This window comes from Rheinheimera sediminis (assembly GCF_004005375.1).
In the GTDB taxonomy this organism is placed as follows: domain Bacteria; phylum Pseudomonadota; class Gammaproteobacteria; order Enterobacterales; family Alteromonadaceae; genus Pararheinheimera.
Genome location: NZ_RZUF01000026.1, coordinates 18,898 through 35,990 on the forward strand (window position 1 = coordinate 18,898; position 17,093 = coordinate 35,990).

The following is a 17,093-nucleotide window of genomic DNA, read 5'->3' on the forward strand; positions in this document are numbered from 1 at the left end:
CCCTGATAACTTATGGCTACTATAGCATTTTGCAGCTACTTTTGCCGATCATGCTGATAAAATGGCTAAAAAGTATCAGCTTGGCGAATTTTTATTGTGCAACATCTATTTAAGCAAAATCAGATTTACATGCTTCTAACTTTCGCCTATTTTTCTGCTAATTGTACCAGTGCTGTATAAATTGAGCAGTGTCCCTGATGTGAGGAGTAGTAGCTGATAAGTAAGCTGTTTTGTCGCAATACCATACCTGCATAACTACAGTCTCCGGCTGAGGGCAAGGTCAGTAATTCTGTCAGCAGGCCTGTATCTTGGTTGATACCAACCAGACTGGTGCGTACTTTTGTATCATAGAGTCTGACCACTGCCAGCATTTGGCCTGAGGGTGCAAATATGGCTTGTGGGCCTCCTATGCGACAGCCAATATCTAGCCAATTCCAATGATGGTAAGGAGCAAAGGCGTAACCTAGCTGACCATGGTCCGGATCTTTGCGCAACAGACACCAGGCGGTATCTTTATGATCAAACAATAAAGCGGCCTCATTGGCATAACCGTCCGAATATATGCGTGGAGCTACAACCTCAAACTGGCCCGCAGTATTTTGCTGATACAAACGGATATGTCGATCAGGCCCGCATTTATAAGCAACAGCATAAGCCAGATTGCGTAACCAGCTTAAACGCCATAACCAATAATCAGCTTCACCTACAGCCTGAGGTTCAGACCAGTTTTTCCCATCCGCTGAGAACCAGAGATAGGATTGATAGGCCTGATTCGTTTTGTCGTGAAAGGCTGCCGCTGCTAGTAATTGTAGCTTTGCACAGGGGGTCACACTGAGCTTACCGTCTCTCAAATCAGCAGCTGGGTTGCGCAGTACAGCCAGAGTGCGCCACTTTTTGCCTTGCACTGAACTCATAATCCGCAGCACACCGTCAGTAGAGTGGTGGGTGGATGCTTGCCGGAAAACCAGATAATAACGCTGGTTAAAATAACATAAGTCTGTAAAAGCATTATGCTTTCCAGCCTTCCATACTCGCTGCGACCAAAGCAGTTTTATAGCTGTTGTATTTTGTTCTGCTACGGGGTTAGACACATAGGAGGTCCTGCCTACGCTTTTTTGTTAATTATTTGTAATTAATTTGATCTTTGCTACACTTGTTTTTCAACCAGCAGCCCTTGTTTTTTATAGTGTCGGGTTTATGCCTGTCGACACAAGTAGAAAGTCTTTTCGCAGTCTACAAAACTGCATGGAGTTTCACTGTGACGACAGAGCAAAGTTTATTTAGAACCAAAGCATTGCAAGCGCAACAGCGACGCCTGGAAGGTCAGGTGAGTATTATTCAGCCGGTCAGCGGTTCAGTATTGTGTTTTTGTCTGGTTTTCATTCTGCTCAGTCTACTGGTGTTTCTGCATCAGGCTAGTTTTTCCCGCAAAGAAACAGTTTTTGGCTACCTGAAGCCGTCCAGTGGCATTGTTCGTATTCAGAGCCAGCGCCCGGCTGTACTGCAGCAATTGTATGTTCAGGATGGCACTCTGGTTCAGGCTGGGCAAAAACTAGCCTTGCTGAGCAGTGACGAATATCTGGCTGTCGGAGAAAGTCTGACCGATCACCTGCAAACCAGCCTGACACTTCAATTGGCAATAAACACTCAGAAACAACAAGAACTTGGGCAGAGTTTTGAACAGCAGCGTGAACAATTATCAGCACAAATTGATAACGTTAAACAGCAACTGACTGAGAATAAGCGCCAGCAGCATCTCATGTCTCAACGCATAGATCTGCAGAGTCAACGATTGTTATCTCAACACGAATTGGCGTTGAAAGGACATGTACCCAAGCAGCAACTGGAGCAGCAACAAGATCAGCATCTGATGTTACAACAGCAACTGGCGGAGGTACAAACTCTGGCTCAATCCATAGTGCAACAACAAATCCAGCGGGAAAATCAACTTCAGGCTTTGCCGCTTGAACTGCAGCGGCAATTGCAGCAGTTACAAGCGGAGCGGCTTAGTATTGAACAGCAAAAAACTGAACTTCTAGCTCGTAAAGAGGTAGTTGTCACAGCTCCTGTAGCGGGCAGAGTAACTAATTTAGTTGTGAACAAAGGCCAGTATTTACAGGGCAGTCAGGTTTTGATGCAATTAGTACCTGAATCAGGATTTTTATACGCTCAATTACTAGTGCCGACCAGAGCTTTTGGTTTCATTCAGCCAGGCCAGACCACCTGGCTGCGTTTTGATGCTTTTCCTTACCAGCGTTTTGGTTCATATCAAGGGGAAATCCTTCAACTTTCAAAAGCGATATTAATGGCGCAAGACCCCGACAGTCCAGTGCAAATTCAGGAACCCGTTTATCAAGTACAAGTTGAGCTAAATCAGCAGTTTATCGATGCCTATGGCGAAAAAATACCACTGCAGGCCGGTATGTTACTAAGTGCGGACATAGTACTGGAGCAGAGGTCAGTGCTGAACTGGCTGCTGGAACCATTGCTTAGTTTAAAAGGACGATTTCAGATTTAAATCAGGCTGTGTAGCTGCAAAGACACAGAATGATAGCTCAGGTGATGCTTGAGTTTAATCTAAGAGAGGAACTCGAAAAATGAGAGCCTTGACGGTTGAGCAAGTAAGTGTGGTGAGTGGTGCTGGTTGGGGCGCTGTTGCATCCTGCTTTGTTATAGGACGATTCGGATTCAAAGTTGGATCTGCATTTGGGCCCTGGGGCGCTGTTGGTGGTGCAGTGGGTGGATGCATGGCTGGTGTAGGACTGTACTATCTCCCTTGATATCCCGATACAAAGGTAGGGGTTGCTTCCCCTACCTTTAATTAAATGGAGCTGATTATGAAGGCGTCAAATAATGATTGTTTGCACGAAGCTAAGAGTCTTTCTGTTTGGCAGTTTACTTTCAAACATGGGGTGTTAAGACTTGGCAGCGAGGCTGTTGTGGCTATTTGGCTAATTTTGGCTTTACGCAAAGTCGATCTTAGCCTGTGGGAGTTTGTTATCCCTTTGGTGGTTTGTCCGTTGATATGTTTTTTATACGCAGCTGCGCTTTGGAGGTTTCAGCACAGTAAGAATGGAGATCTGGGCGTATGAAAAGAATTCGCGGGTCGTATGGGCTGAGTATGTTGTGTTGCGCTCCATGCTTGGCCTTGTGGATCAATTTTGATTGATCAATCTGCGCAATGTTCTGTCTGAACCTAAGCGCTGATATTTTTTACCTGAGTTTTTTTCACAGTGATTTGATGCCAACACCTGCGTGGTCAGATAGAGAGTCACCAGGACTCAGGCTTGAATTGGATGTTAATTATACCGAATGGCCATGGTTTCGAGATTCGCTGCAGATCAGAAGGCTGTTGGGTTTGATTTATTTTGTGTAAGCGAGAATGCTTTGATGCAAACCATCTATCAATCCGAAGCCGCTGAATGCGGACTTGCTTGTCTGGCCATGGTGGCTGGTGCTTATGGCTATAAAACTGATATGGCCAGTTTACGCCAACGCTATCCTTTGTCGCTGACAGGCTTAACTTTACAGCACCTGATGCAATTGGCTGACAATTTGGGCTTGGCTGGCCGTGCTTTACGGCTGGAGCTTGCAGAGTTAGGGCAACTGAAGTTGCCCTGCATTTTACATTGGCAAATGAATCATTTTGTCGTACTGGTCAAAGTAAAAAGGCAAAAGATTCAGATCCATGACCCTGCATTTGGCAAAAGAGAGCTTTGTTTTGTTGAGGTTGATCAGTGTTTCACTGGTATTGCTCTTGAGCTGGCCCCAACCTCAGAATTTAAACCACAGGATCAACGACAAAAGCTGAGTTTACGGCAGTTTTGGTCTTCGGCTTCAGGCTTGTGGTCTGCATTGTTCAGAATACTGTTGATGTCTCTGGTATTACAGTTTTTCTTACTGGTGGCGCCTTATTACATGCAGCTGGTCGTCGATGAGGTAGTGCTGAGTCGAGATCTGGCTTTATTGGATGTACTGGCAATAGGGTTTGCTTTGCTGCTGTTGATGCAAATTCTGACCAATATTCTAAGAAGCTGGTTAGTGCTGCATTTGGGGGCTGTCTTAAATCTTCAGTTGGCAACTAATCTGTTTCGGCATTTGCTGCATTTACCGATCAGTTTTTTTGAGAAACGCCATATGGGAGACATAGTGTCTCGTTTTGGCTCTTTACAGCAGTTGCGCGATTTATTGACCAATAGTCTGATTGAGGCGCTGATCGATGGCCTGATGGCGTGCACTGTAGTGGTGTTACTTTTTGTTTATCATCCTGTTTTAGCTAGCGTTGTGTTGGTTGCTGTATTAGCTTATGCCTTGTTACGGTGTCTTTTTTACTCAGCACTGAAACAATGTACCGAACAAGGCATAGTAGCTGAGGCTAAAGAACAATCTGGTTTTATGGAAAGCGTTCGGGCCATTCAGTGTTTGCAACTGTTTTCAAAGCAGAGCCAAAGACTAAGTTTGTGGCAGAATCAGTACTCGGATGCCGTGGACCAGCAATTCAGACTGGGCCGATGGCACTTATCTTTGCAGGCTATGCATCAGTTGTTATTTGGTATTGAACACATAGTGGTGGTTTATCTGGCGGCTTTGGCTGTGATAGATAATTCGTTTAGTGTTGGAATGTTATTTGCGTTCGCCAGCTACAAAAGTCAGTTCACCCAAAGAGCTGCAGCTTTTATTGACCGCTGGATCGAATTCCGCATGCTGGAGTTGCACTTGCAAAGGTTGGCAGATATTGCTCTGACAGATACAGAGAGTTTAGGAGAAAGCCAGATTTTTTTACCTTTGCAAGGTCATATTGAATTACGTGATTTGAGTTTTCAGCAGACAGCTCAGGATCCTTGGCTGTTTCATCAACTGAACTTCAAGTTATCTCCTGGTGAGAGTGTAGCTATTATTGGGCCATCCGGCTGTGGTAAAACCACGCTGTTAAAAATTATGCTCGGAATGAAAATGGTACAGCAAGGTAAAGTTTTGGTGGATGGCATGGAACTCAGCAGTTTTGGTGTACAACATTACCGGAGTCAAATTGCTGCTGTGATGCAGAATGATCAGCTTTTATCAGGTTCTGTGATGGACAATATCAGCTTTTTTAGCCCTAAACCTGATGTGCAGTATGTGATGCATTGTGCAGAACTTGCAGCTATCCATCAGGACATTATTGCTTTGCCAATGGGTTACAATACCTTAATTGGAGATATGGGATCAGCGTTATCCGGCGGCCAAAAGCAACGTGTACTGCTCGCCAGAGCTCTGTACCACAAGCCCAGAGTATTGCTGTTGGATGAAGCGACCAGTCATCTGGATGTGGCGCTTGAGGCACGAGTGAATCGGTCGATTCGTCAGCTACAGATCGCTCGCATTATAGTGGCGCACAGACCTGATAGTATTTTAACTGCAGATCGGATCCTGCTGCTGCAGCAAGGCCTTCTCACCGATATCACCACAGAATTCCGTTCCTTGAATCATTCGGCTTAGCCTTTGTACAACTCGAGAGCTGTAGAGCAAAGCAACAGGCTTTGCACCTGTTGCATTGTAGACTAACACTTTTATGCTGCGGCACAGCGTGCCAATAAATCCTGCAAGCTGATGCGCGTTCGGCTTTCGATGAGATAGCGACCTAAAGTTAGCAACCTTTGCTGAGTCTGCTGTTTAAAGTCGTCGTCTTTTAGCTGCTTAAATTTATCTGCGGGTGCCCAGCCTATAGTGCGGCGGATAAGCTCACAGCCTGCGTAACCCAGAGTATCTTGCCACACTTGCTGCAGGTACCATTCTTGGTATATGGCATTCTGAAAGCTCTGATCTGTGGTTTGTTTTTGCATCAGCTGGCTGAATACGGCTGAGAACTCTTGCCAAAACAGCTCAATTTGATCTGACAAATAGTCATGCAAGGCACGTGTTTCTGCATCTTCCTGAGTCAGCACATTTAAAATAAGACTGGCAAGAAAAGTTCCTGCATCAAAACCTATCGGACCATAACAGCTAAATTCTGCTCCTAGTATTTTGTGCTGTAGATGATTCAGCAGTATATTGCTGCACTGCAAATCGCCATGCAGCAAAGCCTGAGGTTTGGCGAGAAAACCAGCTTTTAGCTTAGCTACTTCAGCCTGTAGTGTTTCATTAAGCCATAACTCTTGAACTTGTGGCAGTTGCGCTAAACTCAGGCTATTACGCTCATGGTTGCAGTAGGGGTCAGTAAATACCAAATCCTCAATGACTAAACTGAGTTCTGGATTATTAAATTGCAGCTGTTTAGCTTTTTTAACCGGGCCGGCTAAAACAAAATCACTACTGTAAAAGCTAGTGGTAGCAAGATAGCGCGCCAGATGGATCGCTGTCTCCTTCACTAAAAGCCCAGTCGCGATAGCTGTTTGCAATGTCACGCAATCTGATAAGTCTTCCAGTAACAGTGCACACAAATCGGCATCATAAAACAGCACTTCAACCAGATAATCCGGGCATAGTTTGGCATGGTGTTTTAAGAAATCAGCCTCAACTTTTGCTCTGTTTAAGCTGATAGGCCAGTGCTGGCTATAAGCTGAGGACTCAGGTAAAGCCTGTTTCACAATAAGGCTGGTCCCCCTGTTATTTTTTACACGCACTACTTGATTCAAGCCATCGCTTTTCAATAGATCTGTGCTTAATTGGCTGTGGTCGCCAAATAAATCGCTGTGCTTGTCTGCAAATAATGCGGCTTCTTTTAGGCTTAATACTTGGTATGGCATCAGAAAACTGTTCCATAAAAAACAAAAGGTCATCATCGCAAACCACTTTAGGTCGCACAATCGTCTTTTTGTACTGTTGCAACGCCGTTTTGCGTTAAGGCTGCAGTTGTTTTGAGGTAAAACGTGCTAAAGCAGCTGTACGGGCTTTATAAAACGCCAAACCTGAGTCATTCAGAGTGTAATTGTCTATTCCATGAATTGTGCTGAGGAATTGTTCTTCCACAGAAGTATGCAGACAGGCTTTTGCTGTAGTCGCCAAGGGTTTGAAGCGCAAGCGCAAGCCCTCGGCCTCATAAGCACCGGTAAAGTGGTTACAGCCGGTAAAACCATCGACTCTATTGTCGATACTAAACTCCAGATAGGGAGTCGAATCAGGTTCTGTCGTTAGAACTTTTTGTCCCATCAACTCACTGAGCGTCCAGCGTACTCCGGTCAGCCTGGCTTGTGGTGGTTGATTTTGCTTTATCAGTTTGTAGTTGTCCGATAAATCACCAGTGATAATTTCACCTGCGATATCTAGTTGGAACAGCTGGTTTTCTCCCACCTTATACAAAGCCGCGCCATCTTTTAGGTGCAACAATTGAACGACTGAACCCGTATTATCCCATTCGAAGCTACCTTGTTGCTGGATCGTATCAGTCTCTTTGCCCAAATATGTGATACTGAGCAGGTAACTATTGTCCATGTTCAGTGTCAACAGAGTATCTATACCTTCACAGTCGGCACAAGGCAGCACGCCTCTGTAGGTCCCCGCCCAGTCCAGAGAGTTTTGGCTGTTGTGTTGCTCAACGACAGTTTCGACCTTTGTCGTCTCAGTGAAAACTGTTGCAGGTGGCTCAGCAGGCACTGGTTCACAAGCGGCTAAAACCAACCAGGCGGTCAGACTAAAGATCAGCGGTTTAGACATAAAAATCTCCTTGTTTCTGGTTCTGGAGAACATGAAGTTGCATTATAAAGCTACTGCGCTGTACCAGAACTGAATTGGGCGAGCAAAGTGAACTGCTAATGATCGGATTTTTTGGTGATTCAAAGCTTGAGTGCATTTTTGCCTGAATAGCCAGTATGAAAAGACCAGCAGGCTCTGAGAATAGAACTGCCGAACAGCGTCGATTGACCTGAGATATAGCTATTGCCTGACAGGATATAAGCTTTCGCAAGCCTGAAGCTATTTCAGCAAATGGCTAAGGCGACTTGCTGGTCGCAGCGTCTTGCCATGCCTCAGTTCCCCATAGGGGCACGCTTGTGAGCGAATGTTTGTAGCTGCCGGTACTTTCTTTGGTGGAATACGACAAGTACAACAAAGTTTGACTGCTGCTGTCCAAAATTCGGCGAATTTTTAAATTCTTAAATAAGATGCTCTTAGAGGTGCTAAAAATCACTTCGCCGTTTTTAGAACGATCAATATCTTTTAACATGGCTGCTGTGATTTGACCTGTTTGGCGACAGGCAATGGACATGTCGGATGGGTCAGCAAAATCCAGATTAGCTTCAACATGACTAATGTGGCATGTAACTCCTGGAATTTTCGGGTCATCAAAGGTCTGAATTTTAATGTCTTTGGTGGTGAATAAACCTAAGCTGACAGCTGCTACTTCTTTATCAGAGCAGGCCGCGAGCCCAAGAACTGTAAACACCAAAAGCCATTTTTTCATAGTTCAATCTCCCTTATTAGCTCAGTTCAGCAGAAAAAACGGAGCTATCGAGCCCCGTTTCTTTCTCAGCATTAATGTCCTGCGTGTCCATCTAAACCATGTACATGGCCATGTGCCAGTTCTTCGTCTGTGGCATCGCGGACTAAAATCACTTCCACGTCGAAGGTCAGGTCAATACCTGACAGTGGGTGATTACCGTCTACCACAACTTCGTCTTCTGTAACATCTAACACAATGACAGACTGCTCACGGCCGTCCGGACCTGCAGCGCGAAAACGCATGCCAACCTGCACGTCCATGCCTTCAAATAAGTTACGTGGTACGGCTTGAGTTAACTCATCATGGCGCTCGCCATAAGCTTCTGCGGCTGGTACTTCGGCTGTGAATTTATCGCCTACAGTTTTACCTAATAAAGCCTGTTCTAAACCGTGAATTAAAGCGCCTGTGCCAAAAATAAACACCAGCGGTTCTCCGCCAGCTGAACTATCTAATTCGTTGCCTGCTTTGTCTGCCACAGTGTAATGAATGGCGACTACTTTTTCTGCTTGTATGCTCATGCAAACCTCAGTTACGCGAGTGAATAGGGCAAAGGTGATATCACTAAAACCGATGCATCCGAAGTTGCTAATCGCAGTGGATCAGCTGGGTTAATATCGTTCGGTAATACCGCTAACACCCAAAGTTGCCCCTGAATATTCACCGCATTAATGACCTGGCCAACCCGACGCCAGTTTTCCGACCATTGTACTTCAATATCTGTACCACTGGCCGGAGTTTCCTCAGTTTGTCCTTTGAGGATATAAGCTGCCCTTTTATTTTTACCCAGATATTTCATTCGGGCTACAGTTTCCTGCCCAATGTAACAACCTTTGGTAAAACTAATGGCGTTGATACTTTGCAAATTCAGCATCTGTGGTACGTATTCGCCAATCACAGCTTGTTCTAAATAGGAAAACCCTTGTTGGATATGCTGAGCTAACCACAAGGTTGGAGCCGCAAGACTGCTGGATTGTTCCGCTAATAATTGCCTTGCATGGGCAAAATCTAACACTAGCAAATAATGCTCGTCAGCTAAACGCAGCAATTTACCGCCAGCAACAGAGCTTAATTGGCCGACAGCTGCAGGCTTGGTGTAACCCAATTTCTCCAGTAAAATCGCCGTGCCTGCACCACTGATACCTAAAATAGCCAGGCTGTCGTGGCCTGATTCAAAGCTGACTTTGGAAAACACACCAAACTTTTTCAACTGAGTGGCTGAGGCCTGCAGTTCGTCACGAAAGCCGATGTACCACAAGGCGTCGCCTTCGGCACATAAATGAAACTGGCCCCACATTTTGCCTTTGGCATCGCAGTGCGCGCCACGCAGGAAGTTGTCCGCGGTGAGTGTATTCAGGTCTGCAGTGACCTGCCCCTGCAGGTATTTGCGGCTGTCAGGCCCTGCAATAATCAGGCTTTCGAAGCCAGGTAAAGGACTGATGAAGGCGCCTTGCACCGAAGTTGATAAAGAAGCGAGTTGTTCTGCACTGATCCAGGATGCTTGCATAAGGGTAAGTCTCTTAGAATACTAAGTCGATCATTGGGGGATTGAGCCAAAAGCTCAACCCCTATGAGGTTTTTTTGTTAGAATCCGATCAATGCCAACAAAAGGAAAGCTGTAGATGAAAGAATTAATGGGTAAACCCCGCCTGCGTTGGGCCTGCCGTCGTGGCATGCTGGAGCTGGACGTTTTATTGGCACCTTTTGTTGAAGAAGGTTACGATGCTTTGACTGATGAACAAAAATATACTTTTGAGGCTTTGTTAGCCTGTGATGACCCGGATTTGTTCGCCTGGTTTATGGGCCATGGAAAATCCGCAGATCCAGAGCTGCAAGCTATGGTGAATATCATTGTTAACAGAGTACGAGTATAGCCTGGCTTTTGTTCCATCTCGTATGCGCCGGATTGTTTATCTGGCGCAATCTGTAGTGATCTTACTTATCTTTTTATTCCAGCCTTTTATTGCGTTGTGGTGGTTAGTACTCTGGCCTTGGCTATTTTTCTGCTTTTACCAGCTGATTTGGCAATGGCTGCAGCCCGTCAAAGCCCGGCTATTGTTCTTAAGCGAAAAAGGTCGGCTCAGGTGGTGGCAAGATGAATTGCCCGCAGGACAGTTATCTGCAGACGCTCTGGTGTCGCAGTTGGGCATTTTGTTGCGTTGGCAGGATTCCGAGCTGCAACATCATCAGCTCTGGGTTTACAGAGACAATGTATCCGAAGAGCATTTTCGAAGTCTGGCACGGGTGTGCCAGACGGTGAGATGGCAGCAACAAAGCAGCTTAACGGACCGGAGATAAAATAGTGGGAGTAGGTTGGGCTAATTGATCCGGATAATCTAGGTTGTAATGCAGACCACGACTTTCTTTTCGCGCTATGGCGCTGCGTATAATCAGCTCTGCCACCATAGTTAAGTTACGCAGTTCGAGCAGATTGTTACTGACACGAAAATTGCGGTAATACTCCTGAATTTCTCGCTGTAATAATTCCACTCTGTGCAAGGCCCGTTCTAAGCGTTTTTCAGTACGAACTATGCCAACATAATCCCACATAAACAGACGCAGCTCATGCCAATTGTGAGTAATCACTACCTCTTCATCCGAGTCAATAACACGGCTTTCGTCCCAGCACGGTAATTCTGTAATTAATCGGGTCGCGCCTAACTCTTGCTTTATATGCCGTGCTGCAGCCTGCGCAAAAACTATACATTCCAGCAAAGAATTGCTGGCCATGCGGTTCGCGCCGTGCAGGCCTGTGTAGGCTACTTCACCTACAGCATAGAGATTGTCAATATCAGTTTGACCATTCAGATTCGTCATCACACCGCCACAGGTATAATGCGCTGCCGGCACTACTGGTATAGGTTGTTTAGTGATGTCTATTCCTACACTTAAGCATTTGGCATATATAGTAGGGAAATGCTCAATAATAAAATCTTTTGGTTTGTGACTGATATCCAGATAGACACAATGAGCCCCTAACTTTTTCATTTCATAGTCGATGGCGCGGGCCACGATATCGCGTGGCGCTAATTCAGCTCTTTCATCAAAATCAGGCATAAAACGGCTGCCATCAGGCCGCTTTAAATAAGCGCCTTCACCACGCATAGCTTCAGTGATCAGATAATTTTGCGCTTCAGGATGGTACAAACTGGTCGGATGGAACTGATTAAATTCCATATTGGCTACGCTACAACCGGCTCGCCAGGCCATAGCTATACCATCACCGCTGGCCACATCAGGATTACTGGTGTACAGATAGACTTTGCTGGCACCGCCTGTCGCCAGCGCTACACATTTAGCGCCTATCACTTCGACATGTTCTTCATCTCGGTTCCAGACATAAGCGCCATGGCACTTTTGTTCTGCTAAACCTAACTTGCTGGAGGTGATTAAATCGATGGCGTTGTAGTTTTCCAACAACTGAATATTCGGATGACCTTTGACTTGCTCAACCAGGGTGATTTGCACTGCTCTGCCCGTCGCATCAGCGGCGTGCAAAATACGTCTATGACTATGGCCGCCTTCACGGGTCAGGTGGTATTTCAGTACGCCGTCTTCGTCTTTGTACTGATCAAAAGGCACGCCCTGAGCTATTAACCATTCCATTGCGTCTTTGGCATGCTCAGCAGTAAATTGCACCGCAGCTGCCTCACACAAACCAGCGCCTGCTATCAGGGTGTCATCAACATGAGAAGCAATACTGTCATTTTCATCAAAAACAGCTGCTATGCCGCCCTGAGCATACAAGGTTGAGCCTTCACGCAACGGGCCCTTACTCAGCACTATCACTTTGGCACTGTCGGCCAGATGCAAAGCCAGCGATAAACCCGCAGCGCCACTGCCGATAATTAATACGTCACAAAGATGTTTTTTTTGTTGTTGCATGGGATACACTTATTCAGTCAAAAGCACATAAATGTCTGTAATTTGGGTCTTTATACGCTACTTTCCGGCAACTGGCCGTGCGATCTGCGGCAAATCGTAAATTTTTTTACTTATTCGCAGAACTATTCATATAGCTTCCAGTCATAAGGGTACGCTTGACGAGCGCCAGTTGCAAAAAGAAAGTAGTATTTAGCATTAGGGGAAAGGCTCGGATGAGCGAGCAAGAATTGGATTGGCAGATTGTCCAGCGGGTACAACAAGGGGATAAGGCAGCCTTTAATGTGTTGGTAAAAAAATACCAGCACAGGATTGCGAACTTAATCTCACGTTATGTCTCTAACCATGGCGATGTAGCAGACGTGGCTCAGGAAGCATTTATTAAAGCTTACCGTGCTATTCCTGGTTTTCGTGGCGAGAGTGCATTTTACACCTGGTTGTACCGGATAGCTGTGAACAGTGCTAAAAATTACCTGGTAGCGACAGGACGCAAACCACCATCTACCGACGTAGATGCGGACGATGCCGAGTTTTATGACGGCAGCGATGCGTTAAAAGAGCAGGATTCGCCGGAAAAACTTTTGTTATCCGATGAAATCCGTAATGTTGTGTTCGGTACCATAGAAAAGTTGCCAGACGAATTACGCACAGCTATAACTTTGCGTGAACTGGATGGCTTAAGTTACGAAGAGATAGCGGAAGTGATGGGTTGTCCTATCGGGACAGTCAGAAGCCGGATTTTCCGTGCACGTGAAGCTATAGATGCGCAGTTAAAACCGCTCATTAGTTGAACCTCCATTAAACAGGAATCGGTATGTCGTCAGAAAAATCAGATTGGCTCTCGGCTGCTAGTGATAACCAAGCTATTAGCCCGGAACAATTAGACAGATTGCTGCAAGATGCTGAATTACAGCAAAGTTTTGGCCGTTATCATTTGATTGGCGCTGCCATTCGTAATGAGTTGCCTGCTCAGTTGGATATGCAATTTGCGGATAATTTTGCCAACCTGTTGGAACAGGAGCCTGTTTACCAGTTAGATGCCAGCTCTGTATCACACCAGCAAACGGCGACAGTGTCGTTTTGGAAAAAACTGGGTGAGGCTGCGAACACTGGCTGGTTTAAAACCGGCTTCCAGGGCGCTGTTGCTGCCAGCGTGGCACTCGTTGCTGTGTTAGGTGTGCAGCAGTTTCAGGGAGCTGGTCAGGATGCAGATTTGAACTCACCATTGCCAGTGTTGCAAACTCAGCCTGTAGCTGGCTTCGCCACTCCGGTTAGCTTGAGTCAGACTTCTGTCAATTCCCGTTTTGAACAAGAACAGCGTCAGGCTTTGCTTGAACAGCAACAACGCTTACAGCAATTGCTGCAAGCTCATCGTCAGCAAATTCGGGTCATGGACACTGCGCAGCAGAACACTCCGGAAACCCAGGCTGAGAAACCAAGACAAGAGCAATAAATATGGGTTGGAAAGGCTTAAGCAGTGCCTTGATCATCTTATGTTACTCCCACCTGAGCTTCGCTGAAGTCTCAGGGTGGGAATGGTTTGAACGAAGCCAGAGTTCAATCCGCCAATATAATTTTGAAGCTTCTTTTGTTGTGATAAAACCTAATCAGGTGGACAGCTACCGCTGGATCCATGGTGTTCATAGGGATTCAGAGATAGAACAACTGATGCCACTTGAGCAAAGCGGGGTTGAAATTCTGCGCCGCGATCAAATGGTCTATTACATTGCGCCAGAAAAAACACCGCTTGCAACAAAAAGTAGCACTATAAAAGAGCTACCTGCCTTGTTGTACCGCAATATTGAATCCATTAAAGCTCTTTATGATGCAGTGCCTGGTGGTGTGACTCAGTTATCGGGGCGTTCGGCCCAGCTACTAAGGTTAACACCGCTGCACAATGGCAGACCTGGCTACTGGATGTGGCTAGACAGCCAAACCGGTTTTCCGCTGAAAATAGATACCTTAACTGTTCAAAACGAAGTACTTGAACGCTGGGTCGTTACCCACATTTTACCTCATGCCACATTGCCTGAAACTTTAAGTATCGCAGCGGATGCTGAGTTACCCCTTGCCGCTGAGGCACTGCCAGCATCCGATTTGCCTGAAAGTCCGTTGGAACTGTCCTGGCTGCCAGAAGGTTACCAGCAAATTCCAGTGACCTCGGCTATGGTGCCAGCTCAGGTCCTTGAACAGTGGCTGTTGTCTGATGGTTTGCATCAGGTTTCAGTTTTTGTACAGCATAGTGCCAGCTTGCCGGCTCAGGCTTTCCGTGATGGCGCCACCACTATTTTTGTTATGCCAAAAAGTCAGTTTGACGTCACTGTGATAGGCCCTGTTTCTATTGAAACAGCCCGACAAATTGCCGAGGCTGTGCGTTAAATGCTGGAAGAAATTGCCACTGTAATGAAAAGCCAGAAGGATGGTGTTTGGCTGAAAACTCAAAGTGTCAGTAGCTGTAATGCCTGTCAGGCGAATAATGATTGTGGCACTGGTGTAGTGGCTAAGGCGTTAACCCCTCGCGAAAATTTGTTTTTTGTCAAAAGTCAGTTGCAGTTGCTGGAAGGACAAAAAGTGAAAATTGCCGTCAGCGAACAACACCTGTTGTCTGCTGCGGCTTTGTTGTATTTACTGCCTTTGTTTTGTCTGATCGCCGTCTCTGCTTTGTTGAGTCGCTTGCAACTGGCCGAAACGACCATAGTGCTGGGGTCTTTGGCCGCATTAGTGGCTGGTTTTGGTGTGGCACGATTATTCAGTGGCCCTTCAACTGAACAAGAGCAAATAGAAATCCTCGCAGTATTACCAGAATTGGCTGTGCAACATATCCGTATCACAGATTAATACTCTGCTGAAATCCGCCGTAACATCTGAACACATAGCAACCAATGCCGAGATCGAGTACAATTCGCGGCAAATTTATCTGAATCAACTTTGGTGTTCGTCCTGTCTTGCCCATAAGGGGCAAACTAGGCTCACCTGATAGCAGCTTTAGCGGAAAAAATGCCAAAAATTACTCATATTCGTAACTTTTCAGTCATAGCCCACATAGACCACGGCAAATCTACGTTGTCCGATCGTCTGATCCAACACTGTGGCGGTTTAACCGATCGTGAGATGCAGGCACAGGTTTTAGATTCGATGGATCTGGAACGTGAGCGTGGTATCACCATTAAAGCGCAAAGTGTGACTTTGCATTACAAAGCCAAAGACGGTGAGACTTATCAACTGAACTTTATTGATACACCAGGCCACGTTGACTTTACCTATGAGGTCAGTCGATCTCTTGCGGCCTGTGAAGGTGCTTTATTGGTAGTTGATGCGGGTCAGGGTGTAGAGGCTCAGACCGTAGCCAACTGTTATACAGCCTTGGAAATGAACCTCGAAGTCTTACCAATTCTGAATAAAATTGACTTACCACAAGCCGACCCGGACCGCGTTGCCGAAGAGATCGAAGACATTATTGGTATCGAAGCCATAGGTGCAGTGCAGTGTTCTGCTAAAACAGGTTTAGGTATTGAAGATGTATTGGAGACTATAGTCGCCAATATTCCTTGCCCTGAAGGCGATGTCGATGGACCTACTCAGGCGCTGATTATCGATTCCTGGTTTGATCCCTACCAGGGCGTCGTGTCACTGGTGCGTGTAAAACACGGCAAAATCCAGTTAAAAGACAAAATCAAAGTCATGTCGACTGGCATGGTCTATGAAGTGGATAAAGTCGGTGTATTTACCCCTAAAGCCAATAACACAGGTATTTTAAGTACAGGCGAAGTAGGTTTTGTCATCTGCGGTATTAAAGAAATTAAAGGCGCGCCAGTGGGCGATACTCTCACTCTGGCCAAAAACTCAGCCACTGAGCCTTTGCCTGGCTTTAAGCGTATTAAGCCACAGGTGTATGCGGGTGTATTCCCTGTTTCTTCAGACGATTACGAAGATTTCCGCGATGCATTGGAAAAACTTAGCTTAAACGACTCTTCACTGTTCTATGAACCAGAAAGCTCAGGCGCTCTGGGTTTTGGCTTCCGTATTGGTTTCCTGGGTATGTTACATATGGAAATCATTCAGGAACGTTTAGAGCGTGAATACGATCTGGATTTAATCACTACAGCTCCTACTGTAGTGTACGAAGTCATCACCAAAAATGGTGAAACTGTGATGGTGGATAACCCCAGTGCCTTACCGCCAGTGGGTAACATTGATGAAATACGTGAGCCTATAGTGGAAGCTCATATTCTGGTACCACAGGAATACTTAGGTAACGTGATTAACCTTTGTATTGAAAAACGTGGTGTGCAGATGAATATGACCTACCACGGCCGTCAGGTTGCAGTGGTGTACGAACTGCCTATGGCGGAAGTGGTGATGGATTTCTTCGACCGCTTAAAGTCGACCAGCCGTGGTTATGCCTCGCTGGACTACGCATTTAAACGTTTCCAGACCTCAGATATGTCAAGGGTTGATATTCTGATTAACGGTGAACGTGTTGATGCTCTGGCTATTATCAGTCATAAAGACTTTGCTCAGGGCCGTGGTCGTGAGCTGGCTGAAAAACTGAAAGAGCTGATCCCGCGTCAGATGTTTGATATCGCCATTCAGGCTGCTATAGGTGCACACGTGATTGCCCGTACCACGGTAAAACAATTGCGTAAAAACGTATTAGCCAAATGTTATGGCGGCGACATCAGCCGGAAGAAAAAGCTGTTGCAGAAGCAGAAAGACGGTAAAAAACGTATGAAGCAGGTAGGTAATGTGGAAGTTCCACAGGAAGCCTTCCTTGCCATTCTGAAAGTCGGTAAATAAC

17 protein-coding genes are annotated in these 17,093 nt (G+C 46.0%); 10 read left to right on the plus strand and 7 right to left on the minus strand.

From position 1 onward, the window contains the following. Positions 1–146 precede the first annotated feature (146 nt). Positions 147–1,091 carry an exo-alpha-sialidase gene (locus tag EMM73_RS16555; protein WP_127687917.1) on the minus strand — a complete coding sequence of 315 codons (945 nt, stop codon included), beginning with the start codon at positions 1,089–1,091 and terminating at the stop codon, positions 147–149. A gap of 167 nt (positions 1,092–1,258) precedes the next feature. Between EMM73_RS16555 and EMM73_RS16560 the strand changes: the two genes are divergently transcribed. The 3 genes from EMM73_RS16560 (at position 1,259) to EMM73_RS16570 (ending at position 5,478) form a co-directional block, all read left to right on the plus strand. Further along, on the plus strand, positions 1,259–2,518 hold the full coding sequence (locus EMM73_RS16560) for an HlyD family secretion protein (RefSeq protein ID WP_186435266.1): 1,260 nt from the start codon (positions 1,259–1,261) through the stop codon (positions 2,516–2,518). A 319-nt stretch (positions 2,519–2,837) separates the two neighbouring features. After that, a complete protein-coding gene (locus EMM73_RS16565) occupies positions 2,838–3,092 on the plus strand; it encodes a hypothetical protein (RefSeq protein ID WP_127687919.1) in 255 nt (84 codons plus the stop codon). A gap of 298 nt (positions 3,093–3,390) precedes the next feature. Then, positions 3,391–5,478 (plus strand): peptidase domain-containing ABC transporter, encoded by a 2,088-nt coding sequence (locus EMM73_RS16570; protein WP_127687920.1) that lies wholly within the window; start codon positions 3,391–3,393, stop codon positions 5,476–5,478. A 71-nt stretch (positions 5,479–5,549) separates the two neighbouring features. Here the strand turns inward: EMM73_RS16570 and mtnK are convergent, their stop codons facing one another. The 5 genes from mtnK to ygfZ form a co-directional block, all read right to left on the minus strand. After that, positions 5,550–6,725: an S-methyl-5-thioribose kinase gene (mtnK, locus tag EMM73_RS16575; protein ID WP_127687921.1), complete on the minus strand. Its 1,176-nt coding sequence runs from the start codon at positions 6,723–6,725 to the stop codon at positions 5,550–5,552. Between the two features lie 94 nt (positions 6,726–6,819). Further along, positions 6,820–7,632 carry a copper resistance protein NlpE N-terminal domain-containing protein gene (locus EMM73_RS16580; RefSeq protein ID WP_186435267.1) on the minus strand — a complete coding sequence of 271 codons (813 nt, stop codon included), beginning with the start codon at positions 7,630–7,632 and terminating at the stop codon, positions 6,820–6,822. 274 nt (positions 7,633–7,906) lie between these two features. Next, positions 7,907–8,377 carry a CreA family protein gene (locus tag EMM73_RS16585; RefSeq protein WP_127687923.1) on the minus strand — a complete coding sequence of 157 codons (471 nt, stop codon included), beginning with the start codon at positions 8,375–8,377 and terminating at the stop codon, positions 7,907–7,909. Between the two features lie 71 nt (positions 8,378–8,448). After that, complete coding sequence (locus EMM73_RS16590; RefSeq protein WP_127687924.1) at positions 8,449–8,934, minus strand: FKBP-type peptidyl-prolyl cis-trans isomerase; 486 nt, start codon at positions 8,932–8,934, stop codon at positions 8,449–8,451. 11 nt (positions 8,935–8,945) lie between these two features. Continuing rightward, on the minus strand, positions 8,946–9,920 hold the full coding sequence (ygfZ, locus tag EMM73_RS16595; RefSeq protein WP_127687925.1) for a tRNA-modifying protein YgfZ: 975 nt from the start codon (positions 9,918–9,920) through the stop codon (positions 8,946–8,948). 115 nt (positions 9,921–10,035) lie between these two features. On the opposite strand from ygfZ, the gene EMM73_RS16600 reads away from it, so the two are divergent. Together EMM73_RS16600 and EMM73_RS16605 are read left to right on the plus strand one after the other, a co-directional pair. Beyond that, positions 10,036–10,287 carry an FAD assembly factor SdhE gene (locus EMM73_RS16600; protein WP_127687926.1) on the plus strand — a complete coding sequence of 84 codons (252 nt, stop codon included), beginning with the start codon at positions 10,036–10,038 and terminating at the stop codon, positions 10,285–10,287. Next, on the plus strand, positions 10,265–10,711 hold the full coding sequence (locus EMM73_RS16605; RefSeq protein WP_127687927.1) for a protein YgfX: 447 nt from the start codon (positions 10,265–10,267) through the stop codon (positions 10,709–10,711). The genes EMM73_RS16600 and EMM73_RS16605 overlap by 23 nt, the downstream gene beginning before the upstream one ends. Here EMM73_RS16605 and nadB read toward each other — a convergent pair. After that, entirely contained in the window at positions 10,694–12,298 is a 1,605-nt protein-coding gene (gene nadB / locus EMM73_RS16610) for an L-aspartate oxidase (RefSeq protein ID WP_127687928.1), read from the minus strand. The two genes, EMM73_RS16605 and nadB, sit on opposite strands and share 18 nt — an antisense overlap. A 212-nt stretch (positions 12,299–12,510) precedes the next feature. Here nadB and rpoE point away from each other — a divergent pair, with 212 nt between their 5' ends. The 5 genes from rpoE to lepA all read left to right on the plus strand — a co-directional run bounded on the left by rpoE (position 12,511) and on the right by lepA (position 17,092). Next, positions 12,511–13,086 (plus strand): RNA polymerase sigma factor RpoE, encoded by a 576-nt coding sequence (gene rpoE / locus EMM73_RS16615; RefSeq protein ID WP_127687929.1) that lies wholly within the window; start codon positions 12,511–12,513, stop codon positions 13,084–13,086. 23 nt (positions 13,087–13,109) lie between these two features. Continuing rightward, on the plus strand, positions 13,110–13,748 hold the full coding sequence (locus tag EMM73_RS16620) for a sigma-E factor negative regulatory protein (protein ID WP_127687930.1): 639 nt from the start codon (positions 13,110–13,112) through the stop codon (positions 13,746–13,748). 2 nt (positions 13,749–13,750) lie between these two features. Beyond that, positions 13,751–14,674, plus strand: coding sequence for a MucB/RseB C-terminal domain-containing protein (locus EMM73_RS16625; RefSeq protein ID WP_127687931.1), 924 nt, complete (start codon positions 13,751–13,753; stop codon positions 14,672–14,674). Beyond that, entirely contained in the window at positions 14,675–15,133 is a 459-nt protein-coding gene (locus tag EMM73_RS16630; RefSeq protein WP_127687932.1) for a SoxR reducing system RseC family protein, read from the plus strand. Positions 15,134–15,292: 159 nt separating this feature from the next. Then, entirely contained in the window at positions 15,293–17,092 is a 1,800-nt protein-coding gene (lepA, locus tag EMM73_RS16635) for a translation elongation factor 4 (protein WP_127687933.1), read from the plus strand. Position 17,093 lies beyond the last annotated feature (1 nt).